The organism is Thalassoglobus polymorphus, assembly GCF_007744255.1.
In the GTDB taxonomy this organism is placed as follows: Bacteria; Planctomycetota; Planctomycetia; order Planctomycetales; family Planctomycetaceae; genus Thalassoglobus; species Thalassoglobus polymorphus.
The window spans coordinates 1,100,206-1,117,290 of the sequence record NZ_CP036267.1 but is presented as its reverse complement, the minus strand read 5'-3'; the positions used below and the strand labels follow the sequence as shown (position 1 = coordinate 1,117,290).

The 17,085-nt window shown below is 49.8% G+C and carries 16 protein-coding genes; 3 read left to right on the top strand and 13 right to left on the bottom strand.

All coding sequences use genetic code 11. From position 1 onward, the window contains the following. Positions 1-48: 48 nt before the first annotated feature. From Mal48_RS04180 to Mal48_RS04165, 4 genes are all read right to left on the bottom strand, one after another. A complete protein-coding gene (locus Mal48_RS04180) occupies positions 49-1,317 on the bottom strand; it encodes a BaiN/RdsA family NAD(P)/FAD-dependent oxidoreductase (protein WP_145196429.1) in 1,269 nt (422 codons plus the stop codon). A 169-nt stretch (positions 1,318-1,486) separates the two neighbouring features. Continuing rightward, on the bottom strand, positions 1,487-1,774 hold the full coding sequence (locus Mal48_RS04175) for a hypothetical protein (protein ID WP_145196427.1): 288 nt from the start codon (positions 1,772-1,774) through the stop codon (positions 1,487-1,489). A gap of 56 nt (positions 1,775-1,830) precedes the next feature. Next, a complete protein-coding gene (locus tag Mal48_RS04170; RefSeq protein ID WP_145196425.1) occupies positions 1,831-2,391 on the bottom strand; it encodes a metallophosphoesterase in 561 nt (186 codons plus the stop codon). A 165-nt stretch (positions 2,392-2,556) separates the two neighbouring features. Then, the gene (locus tag Mal48_RS04165) at positions 2,557-4,500 is read right to left on the bottom strand and encodes a hypothetical protein (RefSeq protein WP_197442040.1); all 1,944 of its coding nucleotides are present in this window, start codon (positions 4,498-4,500) and stop codon (positions 2,557-2,559) included. A 153-nt stretch (positions 4,501-4,653) separates the two neighbouring features. On the opposite strand from Mal48_RS04165, the gene Mal48_RS04160 reads away from it, so the two are divergent. Both Mal48_RS04160 and Mal48_RS04155 read left to right on the top strand, forming a co-directional pair. Then, positions 4,654-5,427 carry an SDR family NAD(P)-dependent oxidoreductase gene (locus Mal48_RS04160; RefSeq protein WP_145196421.1) on the top strand — a complete coding sequence of 258 codons (774 nt, stop codon included), beginning with the start codon at positions 4,654-4,656 and terminating at the stop codon, positions 5,425-5,427. 95 nt (positions 5,428-5,522) lie between these two features. Next, complete coding sequence (locus Mal48_RS04155; RefSeq protein WP_145196419.1) at positions 5,523-6,308, top strand: SDR family NAD(P)-dependent oxidoreductase; 786 nt, start codon at positions 5,523-5,525, stop codon at positions 6,306-6,308. A 181-nt stretch (positions 6,309-6,489) separates the two neighbouring features. Here Mal48_RS04155 and Mal48_RS23510 read toward each other — a convergent pair whose 3' ends face one another. From Mal48_RS23510 to Mal48_RS23120, 7 genes are all read right to left on the bottom strand, one after another. Beyond that, on the bottom strand, positions 6,490-8,244 hold the full coding sequence (locus tag Mal48_RS23510; RefSeq protein ID WP_145196417.1) for a family 16 glycoside hydrolase: 1,755 nt from the start codon (positions 8,242-8,244) through the stop codon (positions 6,490-6,492). A gap of 301 nt (positions 8,245-8,545) precedes the next feature. Next, entirely contained in the window at positions 8,546-9,667 is a 1,122-nt protein-coding gene (locus tag Mal48_RS04145) for a citrate/2-methylcitrate synthase (protein WP_145196415.1), read from the bottom strand. Between the two features lie 376 nt (positions 9,668-10,043). Continuing rightward, positions 10,044-10,226, bottom strand: a complete 183-nt coding sequence (locus tag Mal48_RS04140) for an Arc family DNA binding domain-containing protein (RefSeq protein ID WP_145196413.1) — start codon at positions 10,224-10,226, stop codon at positions 10,044-10,046. Positions 10,227-10,309: 83 nt separating this feature from the next. After that, positions 10,310-11,254 carry an SPFH domain-containing protein gene (locus Mal48_RS04135; RefSeq protein WP_145196411.1) on the bottom strand — a complete coding sequence of 315 codons (945 nt, stop codon included), beginning with the start codon at positions 11,252-11,254 and terminating at the stop codon, positions 10,310-10,312. Between the two features lie 310 nt (positions 11,255-11,564). Continuing rightward, positions 11,565-11,987 carry an HIT domain-containing protein gene (locus Mal48_RS04130; protein WP_197442039.1) on the bottom strand — a complete coding sequence of 141 codons (423 nt, stop codon included), beginning with the start codon at positions 11,985-11,987 and terminating at the stop codon, positions 11,565-11,567. Positions 11,988-12,034: 47 nt separating this feature from the next. After that, positions 12,035-14,422: a VIT domain-containing protein gene (locus Mal48_RS04125; protein ID WP_145196406.1), complete on the bottom strand. Its 2,388-nt coding sequence runs from the start codon at positions 14,420-14,422 to the stop codon at positions 12,035-12,037. Positions 14,423-14,605: 183 nt separating this feature from the next. Further along, positions 14,606-15,157, bottom strand: coding sequence for a potassium channel family protein (locus Mal48_RS23120; protein WP_231739910.1), 552 nt, complete (start codon positions 15,155-15,157; stop codon positions 14,606-14,608). A gap of 538 nt (positions 15,158-15,695) precedes the next feature. Between Mal48_RS23120 and Mal48_RS04115 the strand changes: the two genes are divergently transcribed. Then, entirely contained in the window at positions 15,696-16,115 is a 420-nt protein-coding gene (locus Mal48_RS04115; RefSeq protein ID WP_145196402.1) for a secondary thiamine-phosphate synthase enzyme YjbQ, read from the top strand. 29 nt (positions 16,116-16,144) lie between these two features. On the opposite strand, the gene Mal48_RS04110 is transcribed toward Mal48_RS04115, so the two are convergent. Then, on the bottom strand, positions 16,145-16,465 hold the full coding sequence (locus Mal48_RS04110) for a hypothetical protein (protein WP_145196400.1): 321 nt from the start codon (positions 16,463-16,465) through the stop codon (positions 16,145-16,147). A 52-nt stretch (positions 16,466-16,517) separates the two neighbouring features. Next, the gene (locus Mal48_RS04105; protein WP_145196398.1) at positions 16,518-17,066 is read right to left on the bottom strand and encodes a hypothetical protein; all 549 of its coding nucleotides are present in this window, start codon (positions 17,064-17,066) and stop codon (positions 16,518-16,520) included. Positions 17,067-17,085: the final 19 nt, after the last annotated feature.

The following is a 17,085-nucleotide window of genomic DNA, read 5'->3' as shown; positions in this document are numbered from 1 at the left end:
TAGATTAGCGATCCCACACTCGGTTGCCAACTCCACAAATGAAATGACTCAAATTCTTGACATATGAATCGGATGGTTTGCGATCCCGACAGCGGCCACACTGGCTGAGGACCAGGCCCATTGAAAGTTGAAGCCACCAAGTCGACCGTCGATGTCAAGTATCTCGCCGCTCAGAAACAGGTTGTCGCAGCATCTGGACTCCATCGTCGACGGATTCACTTCAGCCAGCGGGACGCCCCCCGCAGTTGCTTCCGCATATCGAAATCCTCGGCTGTCCGTGACTGAAAGTTTTCGCTCGGTCAGGGTCTTGACCAAATCCTTGCGCTGCTCTTTTCGAAACTGCGAGAAGGTCATCTCTTTAGGGACCTGAAGTTCAGCCAGCAAGCTGTCCACAAATCGACCCGGCAACCGTTGCGACAGAAACTTTCTGAGTGAGCCTTTCGAATTCTGCTCCGCCGCCTTCAGAATCTCCTCATGAATTTGCTGCGGTTGAAGATCTGGCAGGAAGTTACAGATCACTGACTGCGCCGCCCCGGTGTCATGGGCTGCGTGCCAATGCCTGGAAAAGTCGAGAACGACCGGCCCACTAATCCCGAAGTGTGTCCATAACATCGAACCAGTGAACCGTTTTGGCTTCTCACCCTGAACCTCCAGCGTGATCTCGACCTCTTGCGCGATCCCGGAGAGCCCTTCATGGAAGTGGCCATCGAGAAGCATTGGAGCGAGTGCCGGGAATGTAGGCAAAATGGTATGCCCAAGCGATTTCGCCAACTCAAAACCAAAGCCATCGCTCCCTGTCTTCGGGACCGACTTCCCACCTGTGGAGAGGACGACAGAACGAGCCTGAAGCTGACGAAGATGCGTTTCCACGCAAAATGATCCTGAGTCCTTGCCGATGCGATCAACACGATTTTCCGTCAGAATTTTCACACCGCGTGAGTCAGCCTCATTGATGAGAGCATCCAGCACGGAACGTGCTTTGTTCGAGTCCGGGAAAAGCTTGCCATGTTGTTCTTCATGCAGCGGGACGCCGAGCGACTCAAAGAACTCGACGGTTTTGTTGGCTGAGAAAGCTTTCAACACCCGTTTGACGACATTCCGACTTCCACCGTTAAAGTCTTTAGCGGTGACAGCTTGGTTCGTCACATTACACCGTCCTCCCCCGCTGATCAGGATCTTCGCCCCCAGACGTTTTGCTCCATCCAAAACAGCTATGCTAAGATCTTCGCGCAAACGAGCAAGCTGAACCGCAGCCATCAATCCGGCAGCTCCTCCACCGATGATGGCAACGTCATATGTTTCCGAAACGGTTTTCATTTTGAATGGGTCTTCAATAAATAGCAGTGCGAAGACTCGATGAAACTGATGTCCGAGATCTTATAAAGTCGTTGCGACCGGATCGTCGTCTCGTCAGACAAATTTCATGCAAATGCCCCGGATGCACATCTTGTTTATGGAACGACTAAGAACACTCCAGAGATCAGCCTCAGGTTTTCCCAGAACTTGTTAAGTATCGCGTAATGATTGGCCAGCCACCATAAAAACTGAAGACGACGAGTAACACTCCCAGCAGCATCCCGTGATCTGCAATGGATTCGAGCCCATATTTGTACTGAAACAATCCTAATGCAATCGCTGTGCATAAGAACGAGTACGCAATATTCGCACGGGCGCTGTACCCAAACAATCCAAGGATGCGTCCGTCGAAACGACCGATAAGATAATGTGGCAGTGCATTCGCTGCAAATAAACCAATCAGAAAATCGATGAACATCGTCGGAGCTTTGTCAGGACAAATTGAATTCGTTGAACTATGAGTGACTTCACATCTTATTCGGTTTGAGTCGACGCTTGAGCCGCCCGCTTTCGGCGATCTTCTTCCCAACTGGAGAGCGGTTGGCTCATGTCGATTGGAAGAATCTCGACATCCTCGGTTTCTGTATCAAGCACAGCGATTGTTGGAGCGTTGAAGGTCCAGCCCGAGGTCTCTCCGGGGTTAATAAACAAGCGATTCTGATCGTCTCGTTTAATGTTGGGACGATGTGTGTGACCATAGATTGCGATATCGAACTCTCCATCGAAACCGTTGAGTTGACGCTCCATGTGCACAATGACGACACGTGTTCCATCCTGCAAAGTGTATTGTGCAGGAGCATCCTGAATTTCGCCCAAGACTCGAAACCCACCTTTCAGGCCAGTTTTGTTTCCTTCATTATCTCCAAAGCAACCATACATTTTGCAATTGAGTTGACGCAGTGGAGGGACTGCAAATGTCGAAACAAGGTCCCCCGCGAAGAGGACCACGTCGACTTTCAGATCGTTGAACATCTTGACCACCCGACGAATGTTATCGAGATGATCGTGCGAATCGGAGAAGATTCCTACCTTCATTTGTGGACACCTGCTGCATTAAATATTTGGTACGCTTTCTCAAAATGATAGAGAATATTGTCATCAACTCAGTATTTTCATTTCTGCCTCAATCGCAGTTTCCTAAACATGAAATAAACAGATCCAGCAATGCAATTTTCGATATGAATTTCAGTCGCAGAAAGTCTATCCCTTTGCATCAGAATTGAGGACAGGAATTTCGAACTGTCGCGTCTTTGCATCGAAGAGCAGCACGAAACGTTCGGGGAACAACGCGGCGACTTCGCTGAGTTGATTGCGGTCTTTGAGTCTTGCAACAAGGACGGGGCCATCCAGATGCGCGGAATTGGTTACGAAGTCCATACTTCGATCCGCCTCATCTGGAACAACGAAGACAATAGCGTCTTGTCCCTTCCGCAATGTTTCAATTTGATCATGAAAGCTCTTGTACAACTGACGGGGAAATTGGAGTTCAGCGACTCCGCGGTCCAATCGTGCTGGCCAAACAGGTTCGATTGTCCAGAGGTTCGTAGAAAGTGCAACGGCAATGAACAGCCCCCAGCATGGTTTCATCATCCACCGACCAGAGGCATTCCATTGGACAAAGAGGCGGCGGGTCACTTCAGCGAAGATCAAAAGCCAGAGCGAAGCGGTTTCAAAAACGTAATGCCATCCCATAATGCCGTCGAACCAGTACGGAATATGTGCCACATGCAGACTGAGAACCGAAAGGCCAACGAGCCCCCAGCGACGATCTCCGGCACGGAGAATCAACAGAAAGATCAGACCAGCAGCTAACAAAGGGACGACTCCCAATGTCCAGCGCCAACTATTGAGAATTCGGGTCTGAACATTTGTGAGAGCGAGTTCAGGCGTGAGATTTTTTGCCCAGCGATCATAGTTGTCGATCACCTTCGGTCCGAGATTCTGTTCACCTCGCTCGACGTTGTTGAATCCGTAAACATGTCGCGGAGTGTAGGTCTCAGTATAAACCTGATACGGGGTCTTGAATGCGTTTCCTGTAATTGCCAGATTCTGAATGAAGATCAACACAAAACCGAGAACCAGCGGGACTCCCATCACGACGAGACGCCCACACCTTCGGACGGGTGATTTCATTTCAGCTGCAGAGTTTCGCCTCCGCATGAGAGGCCAGAAACCTGTGATCCCCCACCAGACGAAACAGACTCCAAACGGCAATGCGAACCCGGCGGCTGTCATCGGTCGACAAACCATTGCGAAAGCAAGCCCAAGCCCGGCAAGTAACGTTGCCAAAACGGAATCGGTCCGCATCATCCGCAAGAAAGCCCACAAAAAGAGAGTGAGACCGACGAGTGTAGGATGATGAGCTAACAGAAGATTACTGAAAAGAAGTAGACCAGGCGAGAAGGCAAACAACAGCCCGGCGAGAAGACCGGTTCCACTATTGGAGAGTTCTCGGCCACTCCAGAAGAGCATCATCGCTGCGAAACCCTGAGCCAGTTGGTGCCCTAACCACGGAAGCCCCAGTGCAAAAAACGGGGCAATCCACAGTCCGGTTCCGGGAAAGTATCGACTCGCAAACTTGCCTTCGTTCAACACATGCATCTGGTCAAAAAGTTCCGGCATCAGCTGAAAGCTTGGAAAAGACCAACGCCAGTTTGCGAACGTTTCTGCCTGAATCAGATAGCTGTATTCATCATGATAAGCAGGTGGCAGATCATCGAATCTTTTGCCGACGTTCCAACTCATCCCGAAAGCGACGATGAAGACAACCAGCGCCATTGACCATGCTCGAATCGGAGAGTGATTCTCCGAGACCGGCGACTCTACCAACCAGCGTTTCTTTTCTTTCAGCCCTGATGCATCCGTTCGGCGACGAAACCCAATCCAGCAGAAAGGAAAGAGAAATAAGAATAAAATGAACGGAAACCAGTCAGGATCATTCCCCGACATCCAGCCGTTGAGGCGTTCGACTCGTGTCTGTTCATCCAGCCAGACCGGTAACTCGAACCACAACAATGCCCCGAACGTAACGACGTACGCAACCAACTGAACCCAGGCGGGAACCCTCAACAATTCAGGCTTTTCTGGTTTGAAGTTCGTCACAAGAAATTGGTTCTCAAAGTCGCAAAAGGGTACGCTGAGCATCGCACCAGACTGTACAATCTTCGTATGTTCGTTTGAGTAGATTGACTCCAGCTCATCAACTACGAAATGGAGGACGCTCAACGAGTGAAGAATCGTTGATCGTATCAGGTTTGTCGAGAACCCCCTTGTCAACTTTGTGTAACTGGAGAGAAAATGTTACCCGGAATCAAGCTCTTTGATATGACTGGCCGTGTCGCCATCATCACTGGCGGATCGAAAGGTTTAGGCAAGGCGATGGCAGAAGGACTTGCCAGTGCGGGAGCAAGTGTTGTTCTGGTCAGTCGAAATGAAACTGAAGCACAAGCAGCAGCCGAGCAGATTCGCAACGAGTATGGAACCGAAGCAATCGGATTCGGAGCCAATGTCACGAAATCGCAAGAGATCCAAGCTGTCGTCGATCAAACAATTCGCGATCAAAATCGCATCGATGTCCTCATCAACAGTGCTGGAATCAACATTCGTGGATCAATTGAAGACGTGACACTTGAACAGTTCAGAGAGGTTCAAGAAACAAATGTGACTGGAACCTGGATTTGCAATAAAGCTGTCATCCCGCACATGAAGCAAGCCCAATACGGACGGATCATCAACCTGGCAAGCACATTGGGGTTGGTCGGTCTGGCGAACAGAACACCTTACACATCGAGTAAAGGGGCTGTCGTGCAAATGACTCGTGGATTGGGGCTCGAACTTGCTGATTTCGGAGTGACATGTAACGCCATCTGTCCCGGTCCGTTCCTCACACCGATGAACGAACCGATCGCCGATTCTGAAGAGGCCAAGAAATTCATCGTAGGGGCAGTCGCCTTGAATCGCTGGGGCAGGATGGAGGAAATTCAGGGCGCAGCCCTGTTCCTCGCCAGCAATGCATCCAGTTATATGACCGGCAGCATGGTCACCGTCGATGGTGGTTGGACCGCCCGATAAGTCATCACGCCCCCCTGCACATCCTCTCGCCAGAGACTTCAATTCTCCTCAAAATTTCCTTACCTGGAGAATTGACTCATCCTTGGAATCTCAACATGAACATTGACCTCTCAAATCGAACAGCTGTTGTTACCGGAGCAAGTAGCGGAATAGGAAAGGCGACAGCGATTCGTCTTGCCAAAGCCGGAGCCAACGTCTTCACCGGCGATGTCCAGCTTCGTGACGAGACCACAGCGGAATTTCAATCGCTGGGAATCCATCAACAGGTTTGTGATGTGACAAATCTCGACCAGTTAAAGTCTCTCATCAACGGAGCTGCAAAGGCGACCGGTCGGCTGGATATCCTCGTCAATAATGCGGGGATTATCATGGTGAAACAGATCGATGACGTCTCAGAGGAAGACTGGGATCGCTGCATCGACACGAACGTGAAAGCAGTCTTCTTCGGGACGAAATTCGCTATTCCCCACATGCGGAAAGTTGGCGGCGGAAGTATCGTCAACACGGCCAGCAATGCCGGAATCCTGCCCAGGGCACACGATCCGGTCTATTCCATCAGCAAACAATCAGTTGTTGGAATCACGCGCAGTCTGGCATTGTGCCATTCCAAAGATCGCATTCGCGTGAATTGCGTTTGCCCCGGACCTGTCGGTGAGACCGAGATCATGGAAGAAGGCCTCCGCGAATTTGCCGACCGAGAAGCGGCAGTCCGAAAGTTTATCTACGCCAGCCCCTTAGCTCGCGCACTCGATCGTATGATTAGCCCAGACGAAATCGCGCAGTCGATTCTGTATCTCGTCAGCGACGCTGCGGAAATGGTGACCGGAACTTCCGTAACCATCGACGGCGGAAAGTCTCTGGGAGTCCCCCCGGAAGCTTGAACTCAAGCATTTGCAGTGTAAGTGTATTCGTAGCTATGAAGATCGATTCCGCAGCACCGTAAGTTGCTCGCTGGGAGGTAGATCGCGAATAACAATTCAAGATCCGCGAAAGCTCAGAGCACAAAAAAACTCTCTCCTCAACTTGAGCAGAGAGTTTTTCCTGTGTGATCAGTGAGCGAACTCAGTTGAGTTCATGTTCCTCAACACGCATGTTACGTTTGGGCCAATAGTCGCCACGGCGAAATTCATAAGCTGTCGGTTCAAACTCGCCGACGATATCAACGTTTGTTCCTGTCTCTGGAATTTTGTTTTCCAAACCTGTGAGAGAGTACGCGGCATTCACAAGAATGCGACGAACACCTTCGTTGAGGAAGTCAGTTGATGAGCCCATCGTGGTGTTGACAACTTGTCCTTTTTTGCCGTCGGGAAGCTCGTATGTTTTCGTCCATACCACTGGCATCATGGGTGAGTTTTTACTTTTGTCGGGCTCGGTATCTGTTTCTCGCATTCCGTAGAGTGGGTCACCTTTCTCGGCATCTCCTTTGCGATTGACGACTTGTCCAAGAACGAGCGGTTGAGAGTCCCCCGGGAGTGGAAGTCGCACACCATAGACGTCGGTTGGTCCCCAGATCTTCCCAACACCTTGCAGAATGGGGTGATCTTTTTGTTCGTCAACGATCACTCCTCGAGTGCTTTGAACTTTGTGTTTTCCATGGTGACTAATCCAGTGTTCGCCAAGAACAAGACGACCGAAACCATCTTGCCACTCTTTCATCTCGCCATTGTAATAGTTTCCGTAATGTGCCCACTTGCTCTCTTTGGGGAAGTTGAACGCATGTGTCGAAGTTCGCATCCCGATGACCGGCTTCCCGCTCTTCAGATAGTTATCGATGTATTGCATCTGGTCATCCGGCAATGCACGGAAGCGAGTTAAAATGATCATCAAGTCCGCATCTTCGAGAGCTTCCAGCCCGGGGATATTCTTTCCGTAATTTGGATTAATCTGTCCAGACTCAGGATCAATGGGAAAGACAACCCGGCAGTCAAACCCGTGTCGTTGTGAAAGAATTTTCCCAAGTTGCGGGAGGACTTCTTCCGATCGATATTCTTCATCACCCGCGATGAGGACAACCTTCTTCCCCTTCCCCGGTCCCGCTTTGCCTTTGTATTCAACGTACTGCTTGTCCTCTTTTTGCTTGTCAGCTTTTTGCTTGTCAGCTTTTGCGAGCTTCACTTCTTGCAGCTTGATATTCCGCCAACGAATTTGCTTTCCGACTTTTTTTTGATCTTTACCAATCCCATGAACTTGCAGCGCAATGAAACCAGAGGGGGTCATATCATCTTTCAGATCCGCAGCTGGAACGCCATTGATCCACGTTTTGATGGAGTCTCCGATGGCTGCGACTTTGTAATGGTTCCACTCGTTTTGCTTGAATGCTTCCCGCGCAGGTTTGTTCTTTTCACCTTCGAGATTGTTCAGCCAACCACGCCGTCCTTCGTCGTAAATTCCGCCTGACCAGGCTCGTGGAGATGGGTCAATCTCCACCTGATATCCATGGACACGACCAGCTGCGACTTTTCTTTTTCGAGTCTTCCCGTCTGAAGCTTTTGTGACAACTTCACGATCTTCGTCGTAGACGTTGCTGCGAATTTGAATCCCCGAATTGAGTCCGGGATCGACTTTGAATTCGACTTCCAGAATGAAGTCCCCGTAATGTTTTTTTGTACAGAGAAAGCTGTTGGGGGTATCCTGAACGGACGTCCCTACGATCACATCGCCTTCGATTGTATACTCCGCCTTGCCGCCATGCTGCACCCATCCATCGAAATTTTTCCCGTTGAAGAGGTCGACCGTTTCGCCACCAATCGAAACCGATGTCGTAGCGATCAGGACAAAGCAGGCGACTAGCGCATCGAGCTTGAAACACGGAAGCATATTGGCACTCCAAAGGATGAATCGATCAATCTCGTTCCAGTTTAGCTGCACACTTCAAGTGTGCAACCCGCCCCCGATTGTTCGGTGAATTACCGACTGTGAAGCTGAGATAGAAGCTGAACTGAAGCGAACAGTGAAATTGAATGAAATCAATCAAAACGCAGGGGCAAAGGCTCGGCGCACAAAGCAAGATGACACCCTTTAAAATCAAGCGCCGTCTCACTTAAGCCTTGAATGACTGCCTCGCAACGCTCAATCCATGCAGCCGGGAAAGTGATCTTCACAGGCTACTCGAAGAGTTTTACTCGGACCGATGTCGTAGCGGTTCGAAGTGACAATCTTCGGCACCGCGATAGCGCGCGCGCGGACGAATCACTTCGTTGGTTTCGCACTGTTCGACAGCATGGGCACTCCAGCCTGCGATGCGAGCAGCGGCGAATAATGACCGAAACAGATCCCGCTCCACGCCAAGATAGGAGAGCAGCCGACACAAAGGCCAATCGATATTCGGTGGAGTTTTGCGTACGTTCCAGACAGCTTGTTCGATTGAATCTGCAAGCGTTTCCATATCCATACGCTGACACGCACTCGCCAAACGCTCACATTCCGTTTCCAGAATCATTGCGCGAGGGTCGCAGTCTTTGTAGACGGGATGACCAAATCCGGGGATTGGAGTTTCTGGACTGAGACCTTCCACCCAGGCTTGTGCGTTCTCCGGGCAACCGACTTCATCCAGAACATCGAGTGGATGATCATCACCACCACCATGCGACGTCCCGATAAACGCATCCATCGCAGCCAGGATCGGACCATATTGATTGCTGCGCGTCGACCCGACGATTCTTGCGACATAGGTCGACGGGTTAAATTCATGCTCAGCACACGTGATGAACGCAACTTCCAAAGCACGCTCAAACAGCGCGTTGGGAACGCTCCCTGTGAGCAGGTAATACATATTGCCGATGTAACTGAGTTCCTGCTTGGCAGCGAGGACCGGCAAACCGAGCCTGAGTCGATGCCATGCTCCAATCACCAGCGGCAATCGGGCCAGCAAGCGTATCGTTTGATCATGTCCCGCAAGCATCAAGTTTTCGCTCGACTGCGGATCGAGATGACTCAGCAAGCCAACGCCCGTGCGTAGTACTTCCAACGGAGGAACGTGAACGGGTATTCTCTCGAAGACTTCTTCGATGATGCTGGGGAGCTTTTGCTCTTCAGTCAAGATGCTCAGAAAATCTGCGTATTGTTCTTCTGAGGGAAGCTCATCAAACAGAAGTAAGTAAGCAACTTCAAGAAAAGTCGCACCTTCAGCTAAGTCGTGGAGGCAGTATCCACGGTATTGAATTCCATCTTCAAGACGACAGATTTCTGTCTCACCAGCGATCACCCCTCGTAAACCGGGATGATAAATTTCCTGAGACATAAAAAGATCCCTCCATGGCTCAAGGCGACTCCGTCCTTAGCGAGCATGCTAACCATACTCAGGGCCATTTGTCACGCGACTTGAAGAGGATTTTTTTGAACACATGATTTAGATTCCGGAATTCATTCTGGCTCAACAACAATTGATGTGCGTTCCGAAGAGAGCGCCATATCTGAGAACCGAAACAGGCTCCACTTTTTGAAAGTATAAGAATGCGAATGGTGCGAATGAGGCAAATCAACACGATGACTTTTCATTGATATCAACGAGACTCGATTTCGATTTTCAACTTGTCTCTTTCAAGTATTGCTTAAGAAACTTCCGATCGTTCTCTTCTAACGAGCAGTTCACAAAACGAACTCTGTATACGATCGATTCAATTCTGAGACTTCTTCTTCGGAGGCTTTTTCTCTTTCGGCAACCGCCCTGCTTTGCTTAATGCATCTCGCAGAACAAAGTCGAGTTGAGCATTCGAACTGCGGAGTTCATCATCCGCCCATTGACGCAATGCGTCCAGGATTTTTGGATCAGTCCGAAGAAGAAACGATTCACGAGCCATGAAGAAACCACTGAGTCCGTTGCGTTCACAAAAGAGCTGAGCCCGCCATTCCTCGCTGCCCAACCTGGCGGAATCGAACAAGATCAATTGTAGAGCGAACCTGTATTGATCACCGGTTGTGTATGACGATCACTACACAAAACGACAAGCAGATTGGAAACCATCGACGCTTTTCGTTCATCATCCAGATCAATAATCTTGTCTTTTTCCAGATGCTCGAGTGCCATTTCGACCATCCCGACAGCACCTGCAACAATCTGGGTGCGAGCTGCCACGACGGCCTGAGCCTGTTGACGTTGCAACATCGCAGCGGCGATTTCGGGTGAGTACGCTAAATGACTGATGCGAGCCTCAATCACTTCCACACCTGCCTGATCCAAACGCTCCTGGATATCAGTTTGCAACTGATCGCACACTTCAGAAGTGCTTCCGCGAAGTGAAACTTCATGGTCTTCACTATCGTACGGGTGCCGACTCGCCAGAACTCGCAAGGCAGCTTCACTCTGAACTTCGACATAATTTTCGAAGTCATCAACTTCAAATAAGGCCTCAGCGGTATCAGTCACTCTCCAGACAACGACCGCAGAAATATCAATCGGGTTGCCATCACGATCATTGACTTTCGAGGGCTTTCCACCTGAACGCCTTCCTTTTTCAATCACCATTCCGGCGTCATTCTTCTTGTCATGCCCCTGGCTGGAACCGGTCTCAAAGTTACGCACTCTCAAAGAGAGTTTTTTCTTGGAGTAGAACGGATTCACCCAATAAAATCCGGAAGTTCGCACAGTCCCCTTGTAATCGCCGAACAACAGCAAGACCCGCGAATCGTTGGGGGCAACTGCAAGAAACCCAAACAGGGATATGAACGCGAGCAGCATCATTCCGATCCCAACAAATATCAATGGAACGATGACGCTGTACTGATTCGCATTCCAGATGATCAGCCCCAATCCTCCAAAAAACAAGGCAAAGACTGCCACCAACATCCCCCAGCCCGGATTCGGCTTGAACATTTTTTCTTTGATCATTGCAGTGATTCCTACCCAGAAAACGCTTGCGAAAGAGTGATAACAGAGTGATATCACTTTGATATACCTTCGTCAACGGCGAGAAAATCATAACGGATCAAAGATTTCACGATCAAAAGAAATGAAAAAAGAAAATTTCTAGAGCATCTTTCGAAGTGGTTTGCAGGTTCTGCCTCGTGGCGAACATCATTTTTGCTAGAGAAATGCGTTCTTCACGGGCAAACGGTAGAGCAAATTGCTCTAATCGCCTCACTGCAGAGACGGGAGTCCCAAACAGACTCAACCAGTGCAGTGAGCAGCAAAGAAGTGATCAGCCCCTTAAGCCGAATCGAGAATCCAAAGCGTGCGTAATTTCGGCAATTGCATTCACATCGTAATCTCTGGACTCGCTCAAATTCCCCCAAACAGGGCTTGGCCAACACGAATCGTCCGGTGACCGTCCAATGACATGCAAGTGCATTTGTGGGACGAGATTTCCGATCGCACCGAAATTCAACTTGGGAGAACCAAAATGATCACGGACGAACTTCCCGATCTTTGAGCACTCTTCCATCACTCGCCCCAACTGCGCGGTCGGCAAATCGAGAAGATCAACTGCATCAGTTACCGGAACAAGAATGAACCACGGAACAACCGCATTCCGACGCAGCAGCACAATGCATTCTTTGAACTGCCCCAATAAATGACAGTCAGCCACAAGCTGCGGATGAAGGTTGAAATCACTGGAATTCATAGTTGCTCGATTCGCCACAGATGGTGGATCTTTCAGATCAAGCCCCATCACTTGATGAGGTAAATCTTCCCGCGAAATTTGACGAGTAATTCTTCGTCCTCTTCCTGAAGCGTCAGCACTTCGTTTTCTGCGGTGCTGTTGGCATCGGTCAGTTCGAAGTACTCTTTCGAATAACGTTTGATCTCGATGACCTTGGCTTTGTCTTCTTCCTTCTCCAGGTCGAGTGAAGCCGTTTCCGGAGTCACCAGCAACTTGCCACGTTTGTAGACAGTTTGCGTCCCTGCCTTGCGAACGATTTTTTGATAGTCCACAGGTGCTGTTTCAGAAGTTGGGCTATTCACTTGAGCGCTACTGCCAAATCCAGCACCGCCGCCGTTCGGAGGTAACGGGCTCGAAGGCTGCTGCCGAGACAATGAACGTCCGGGAGCCGGCCCCGATAACGTTCCTCCGGAGGCAGGTCGGGATTTGAATTCGTCAAGAGTTCGCAGCGACTCAGAAGCGTCGGAAGCAGAGTTATTTGCGTTTTTGAATCGTTGCTTGATCCCTCGCTGCAGGAATCCTCCACGTCCCTCAGCCTCTTCCAAATCACTCAAATTTGAAGTCGTCAGTCTGCGATTACTGCTCGAGGCCAATTCTGGCCGGACCGTTTCATCAGCCAGAAATGAAGTGTACGGCGTAAGAATGCCATGTTTCGTCGAGAGCATCACCAGTTCATTGACGAGTTCTTCATTCTTCCCTTTGAGATCGAGTTCATCGATGATCTCCCCAATCCGCCGCGTTGCCCAGAGCTTTTCGATAAACGAATTCGAAGAATTTCCAACCTTCTTGGTGAATTTGCCCTCGAAACTCAGCGTCTCCTCTTTCTCTTGAACAGTTCCCGTCAGTTGAATTTTGGCAGCCCCAAACTCTCGATAGCGGCCCACGATCACCAGCTGTTCTCCTTCGAACAGGTCAACATCTCCACCTGGATAAACCCGATTGACCGGTTTTCCCGGCTTGGACTTATCGAACTCATAAGAGATCTTCACATTCGTCATCACTGGCGAACTGATGCGATTGAAGACCTTCGCAACATGCTCTTCGATATCCTGATCAGGCCGAACATATTCACTCAGGCCATGATGGTCACTCGAGATCCGGTCCAGCAGACGACTGTTCACATCGTACCCTACACCGAAACTCATCACGCGAGCACGGACTCCGTTTGCCTGGCGGGCAGCCTCTGCGATCAAAGCTTCTTTGGTCTCACCTGATGTTGGTCGCCCGTCAGTCATAAACAGGACGTAGCTCGGTTGTGATTTGTCTTGCAACCCAGAGAGCGCCGTAGTCAGTGCTTCATGAATGTTTGTTCCACCGCCAGCAAAAAGAGAATCCACATACGCCAGGGCCTCTTGGCGCGAACGTTTGTCGAAGACCTCCAACTCTGGCAAAAACGATTGCACCTTGCTGTCGTAAGAGACGATGTTAAAGAGATCTCCCTCATGCAGGTTATTGAGAATAAACTTGGCTGCGTCACGAGCCTGCTCGATTTTCTTTCCGGCCATGCTGCCTGATTTGTCGACAACGAAGATGACTGTCTTCGACTGCTTCTTATCTTTATCCGCTTTAATTTCCGGCGTCGCCAAAAGCAGGAAATAGCCATCCTCATCCCTCTCTGGGCGATAGGTCAACAACTTCGCACTGACATCCCCCGGCTTTGCGTCATAAAACAATCTGAAGTCCGAGCTCGGGACGATGTTCTGTTTCTCATACTTGACAGTTGCCCTTTTCCCGGTGGGACGTTGAATGCTCACATCGTGAGTCGGGCTGTAAATGTTCTTGATGTTCGTGTCACTTTCGATTGCGAGTTGGACACGTACTTTCTTGACCGAAGTCGATGTGTATTTCGCTGTGCTGAGAGGGAACAGGAATTCCGTCAACTCATGATCTTTACGAAGAAGTTGGCTGTAATGAATCGAAACAGTTCTGGACTCCCCTGCCGGGATGGGAAAGACGCTTGTTTGAAACATGCCCGTGCCGACCCATTCAAGTAGAGCGGGATCTTTCTGAGAGCGAACAATTGACTGATACCGATCGCGGGCTTCGTCTGCTTTCATCAGCTTCGCAGGCAATTCTTTTCCGTTGACCAGCAGAGTCATTGCATCAATCGCTCCATCATATGGAAGAGGGAACACGAACTGTGCCTGAATCGTCCCCGTTCCAGAGTTTCGAAAGGTTTGCGAGACCTGCACATCTGCCAGCTGATTCTTCAGCGTCGCTTCGACGACCACTTCATCCAGAGAATAAGAAATCGGCTGCGGGCGCGGTGTCGGACGGGGAAGCCGAATGTTTTCGTTCGTAATAACGAGCACTCCTTGTGCCTGCAAAGCCCCGGGAGTCAACAACGCTCCAGCCGAACTCGCGACCAGACAAACCGCATAAGCTAATGATCTCATCGCTCTTATCCCTCAAGAAACGGTAATTCCCTCCTGAGTAGACGATGATAAACGATCAGAGTTCCAGAAATCACGAAGAAAGTCTCAGAGAAAACAAGATCCTCACAGGAATTGTAAGTTCCTGACAAAATTTGACAGATGAGCCCTCCGAACAAAACAGGTCTTACTCACGACGCCTTGAAACTATTTTTCGTTGCCAACGATCCCAAGTACCTTCTGCAACACGACAACGAGCAGAACCATTCCGAGAAAAACTTCAAAAACAACAAGACATTGCCCGATCGGCTGCTCAGGAGAATAGTCGCCATATCCAAGAGTCGTGATCGTCACAAAACTGAAATAAAGCGGTTGAAGGAACAACTCGCCTTGGGGAGGCATCCGAAAGCTTTCGCCTGTGGACCAGATTGCGATCAGAAAGAAAGAAGCGAATGCAATGACGACTTCACCATAGTGCCAAAGCACATTCACCAAAGCCCGCATCGGCTCTCGTCTTTTGTAGACAGCTTTTAAATGGAGCGAGGCGTTCGATGAAAAGACCTCGTACATCCGAATCACAGGGATCGCCAAAGCGAGGATTGTCTCTCCCGACATGGAATGAATATCAAAGCGCGATGGCTGAAGAGTGACCTCACGCAAAATCGTAAAGTAAGACCACAACAATCCAATTGTCCACGCAAACATGTACAGGTCAGTCGCGAGTCGCAATGTTTCGTGACTCTGCTTTTTGACATCCACTCTTTCTGGTTTTCGACAAAGCCAGACGAGACATCGACCGCAACACCTCGAACGACAGATGCAACTCTTTTTCCGTCGACATTTGAAACGCCGGTTCGCCAAGCCTCTGCGACACCGGGTAGAGATGCATTTTCTGAGAGAACAACCATTACCAAGGCACAATAGTGACGCCAGGACGTACATGACGCCAAAGTAGAAAAGATGAATCAGCACCGACGGGAGAAAAATGAGCCGCATAAAATTGATGAGCAGCCCCTGCTCACGTCGCAGACTTACCTGCTTCATCGCATTTTGAAAATTTACAGAATTGGCCTCACAGACTCCTGCCAGAAGGGGGCGAAAATTACGACATTCTAAAGAGATCTTTTTTCTCGAAACCGTTTTGAGATTGCCCATCTTTTTTCAATGCTGAACAGACGCATGAGAACGAAAGTGAATTCTCATCTTATTGAGGAGCCCGCCTGTTTGACCAGTTTGAACCGTTTTTGATAGAACCAATCTGTTCTCACTGAGTTGTTGTAAACGTGGACTATATTCAATGCCCTGGATTCAGAAACAGATTTCACTTCCGAGTTACTCCCGAGGTTTTCATATTGTCACTCGACATGTCGTGGAGGCGATTCCTGAAATTCGAGAGATTCAGGTTGGGCTGCTGCATGTCTTCATCAAGCATACGTCTGCATCGTTGACAATTAATGAGAATGCCGATCCCGATGTGCTGGTTGATATGGAGTCATCGGTGAATGCCATCGTCCCGGAGAACTTTCCGTATGTGCATACCTGCGAAGGACCGGACGACATGCCCGCACATGTCAAAGCGTCGATGATGGGAAGCTCCGTCAGTATTCCGATTTCAAACGGACAGCTCAACCTGGGAACGTGGCAAGGTATCTACTTATGCGAACACCGTAACCACGGCGGTGCCAGAAAACTTGTCCTCACACTTCAGGGCGAGTAAGAATCTTCGCCAAGATCCATCGCAGTTGTTCACTTTGCACTTACAGACGATCGCCCCGCGCGAGCAGTCCGGTGCTGGCGACTGGAGAGTTCGAATGCGTGCTGCTCCAATCGCATCTCGACAATTTGACGACACGTTTCGCTCTGCTCCTTGCGAAGCTTGAAATCTCTCCTTGCTTCGTAGCCGTAAAAGAGCAAAGCGATTGCTCCAGCCAAGAACGCCTGAATTTCCAGGCCAAGCGGTAACGACTTGCCAAGCGCCATGCCGAGGATCGTGCAGCCAAGGATCGCGATGGAAAATCGGGAAACCATTCGAGTTTCTGCGTGTCGGTATTGAGTCTGTTTTCGCATGTATGAGGCTCATCAATAAGGAGAGTCTTTTCCTCGAAAACTTACCTCCACCTCAAATGTTGTCATTTTTAGACATCGATTTTTGCCGCCATTCAGCCACAACACTCAAGACTGCGAAGGTCCCAGCCAGCACAATCGTTATCTTCCCCCAGTATGGTGGACCAAAGATGATTGTGGCATTCAAAAACATAAATGCGAACAATCCCTGAACTCCCCAATAGTAGAGTCTTGACCGATAGGCCCAGGCTGGCCCTTTCACCCACCAGAGGACCACATCAGCCACCCAGAAAACAGTAAAGGCATGATTCACATAAATTCCACCACCCCAGTGAATCCCGATGACAGCAGCTGTTCGCAGAGCTGTATGCTCGTACGCGGCTGCGTGGCTCAAATTGTGGACGAGAGTGAAAGCACTCAATACGTGCGCGAGAAAACAGCAGCAACCGACCGTCCAAAGTCGTCGCGCAACCTTGGCCGAGTCTTGTGGCTCCCCAGCACGCCAGCCCCGAAAATCAAACCATCCCCTCAGCAGATAGAGAACAAGTGCGAATCGGGCGGTCCAAAGTACAATCTCTTCGTTCAATTCAAATCCCAATATCATAGCTCTGCCCGTTCTCGGC

What these genes read in the sequence shown, in the direction of transcription:
- Mal48_RS04180 (WP_145196429.1), bottom strand. Translation starts at nt 1,317, where the DNA reads ATGAAAACCGTTTCGGAAACATATGACGTTGCCATCATCGGTGGAGGA.
- Mal48_RS04175 (WP_145196427.1), bottom strand. Translation starts at nt 1,774, where the DNA reads ATGTTCATCGATTTTCTGATTGGTTTATTTGCAGCGAATGCACTGCCA.
- Mal48_RS04170 (WP_145196425.1), bottom strand. Translation starts at nt 2,391, where the DNA reads ATGAAGGTAGGAATCTTCTCCGATTCGCACGATCATCTCGATAACATT.
- Mal48_RS04165 (WP_197442040.1), bottom strand. Translation starts at nt 4,500, where the DNA reads ATGCTCAGCGTACCCTTTTGCGACTTTGAGAACCAATTTCTTGTGACG.
- Mal48_RS04160 (WP_145196421.1), top strand. Translation starts at nt 4,654, where the DNA reads ATGTTACCCGGAATCAAGCTCTTTGATATGACTGGCCGTGTCGCCATC.
- Mal48_RS04155 (WP_145196419.1), top strand. Translation starts at nt 5,523, where the DNA reads ATGAACATTGACCTCTCAAATCGAACAGCTGTTGTTACCGGAGCAAGT.
- Mal48_RS23510 (WP_145196417.1), bottom strand. Translation starts at nt 8,244, where the DNA reads ATGCTTCCGTGTTTCAAGCTCGATGCGCTAGTCGCCTGCTTTGTCCTG.
- Mal48_RS04145 (WP_145196415.1), bottom strand. Translation starts at nt 9,667, where the DNA reads ATGTCTCAGGAAATTTATCATCCCGGTTTACGAGGGGTGATCGCTGGT.
- Mal48_RS04140 (WP_145196413.1), bottom strand. Translation starts at nt 10,226, where the DNA reads ATGGCTCGTGAATCGTTTCTTCTTCGGACTGATCCAAAAATCCTGGAC.
- Mal48_RS04135 (WP_145196411.1), bottom strand. Translation starts at nt 11,254, where the DNA reads ATGATCAAAGAAAAAATGTTCAAGCCGAATCCGGGCTGGGGGATGTTG.
- Mal48_RS04130 (WP_197442039.1), bottom strand. Translation starts at nt 11,987, where the DNA reads ATGAATTCCAGTGATTTCAACCTTCATCCGCAGCTTGTGGCTGACTGT.
- Mal48_RS04125 (WP_145196406.1), bottom strand. Translation starts at nt 14,422, where the DNA reads ATGAGATCATTAGCTTATGCGGTTTGTCTGGTCGCGAGTTCGGCTGGA.
- Mal48_RS04115 (WP_145196402.1), top strand. Translation starts at nt 15,696, where the DNA reads ATGCCCTGGATTCAGAAACAGATTTCACTTCCGAGTTACTCCCGAGGT.
- Mal48_RS04110 (WP_145196400.1), bottom strand. Translation starts at nt 16,465, where the DNA reads ATGCGAAAACAGACTCAATACCGACACGCAGAAACTCGAATGGTTTCC.
- Mal48_RS04105 (WP_145196398.1), bottom strand. Translation starts at nt 17,066, where the DNA reads ATGATATTGGGATTTGAATTGAACGAAGAGATTGTACTTTGGACCGCC.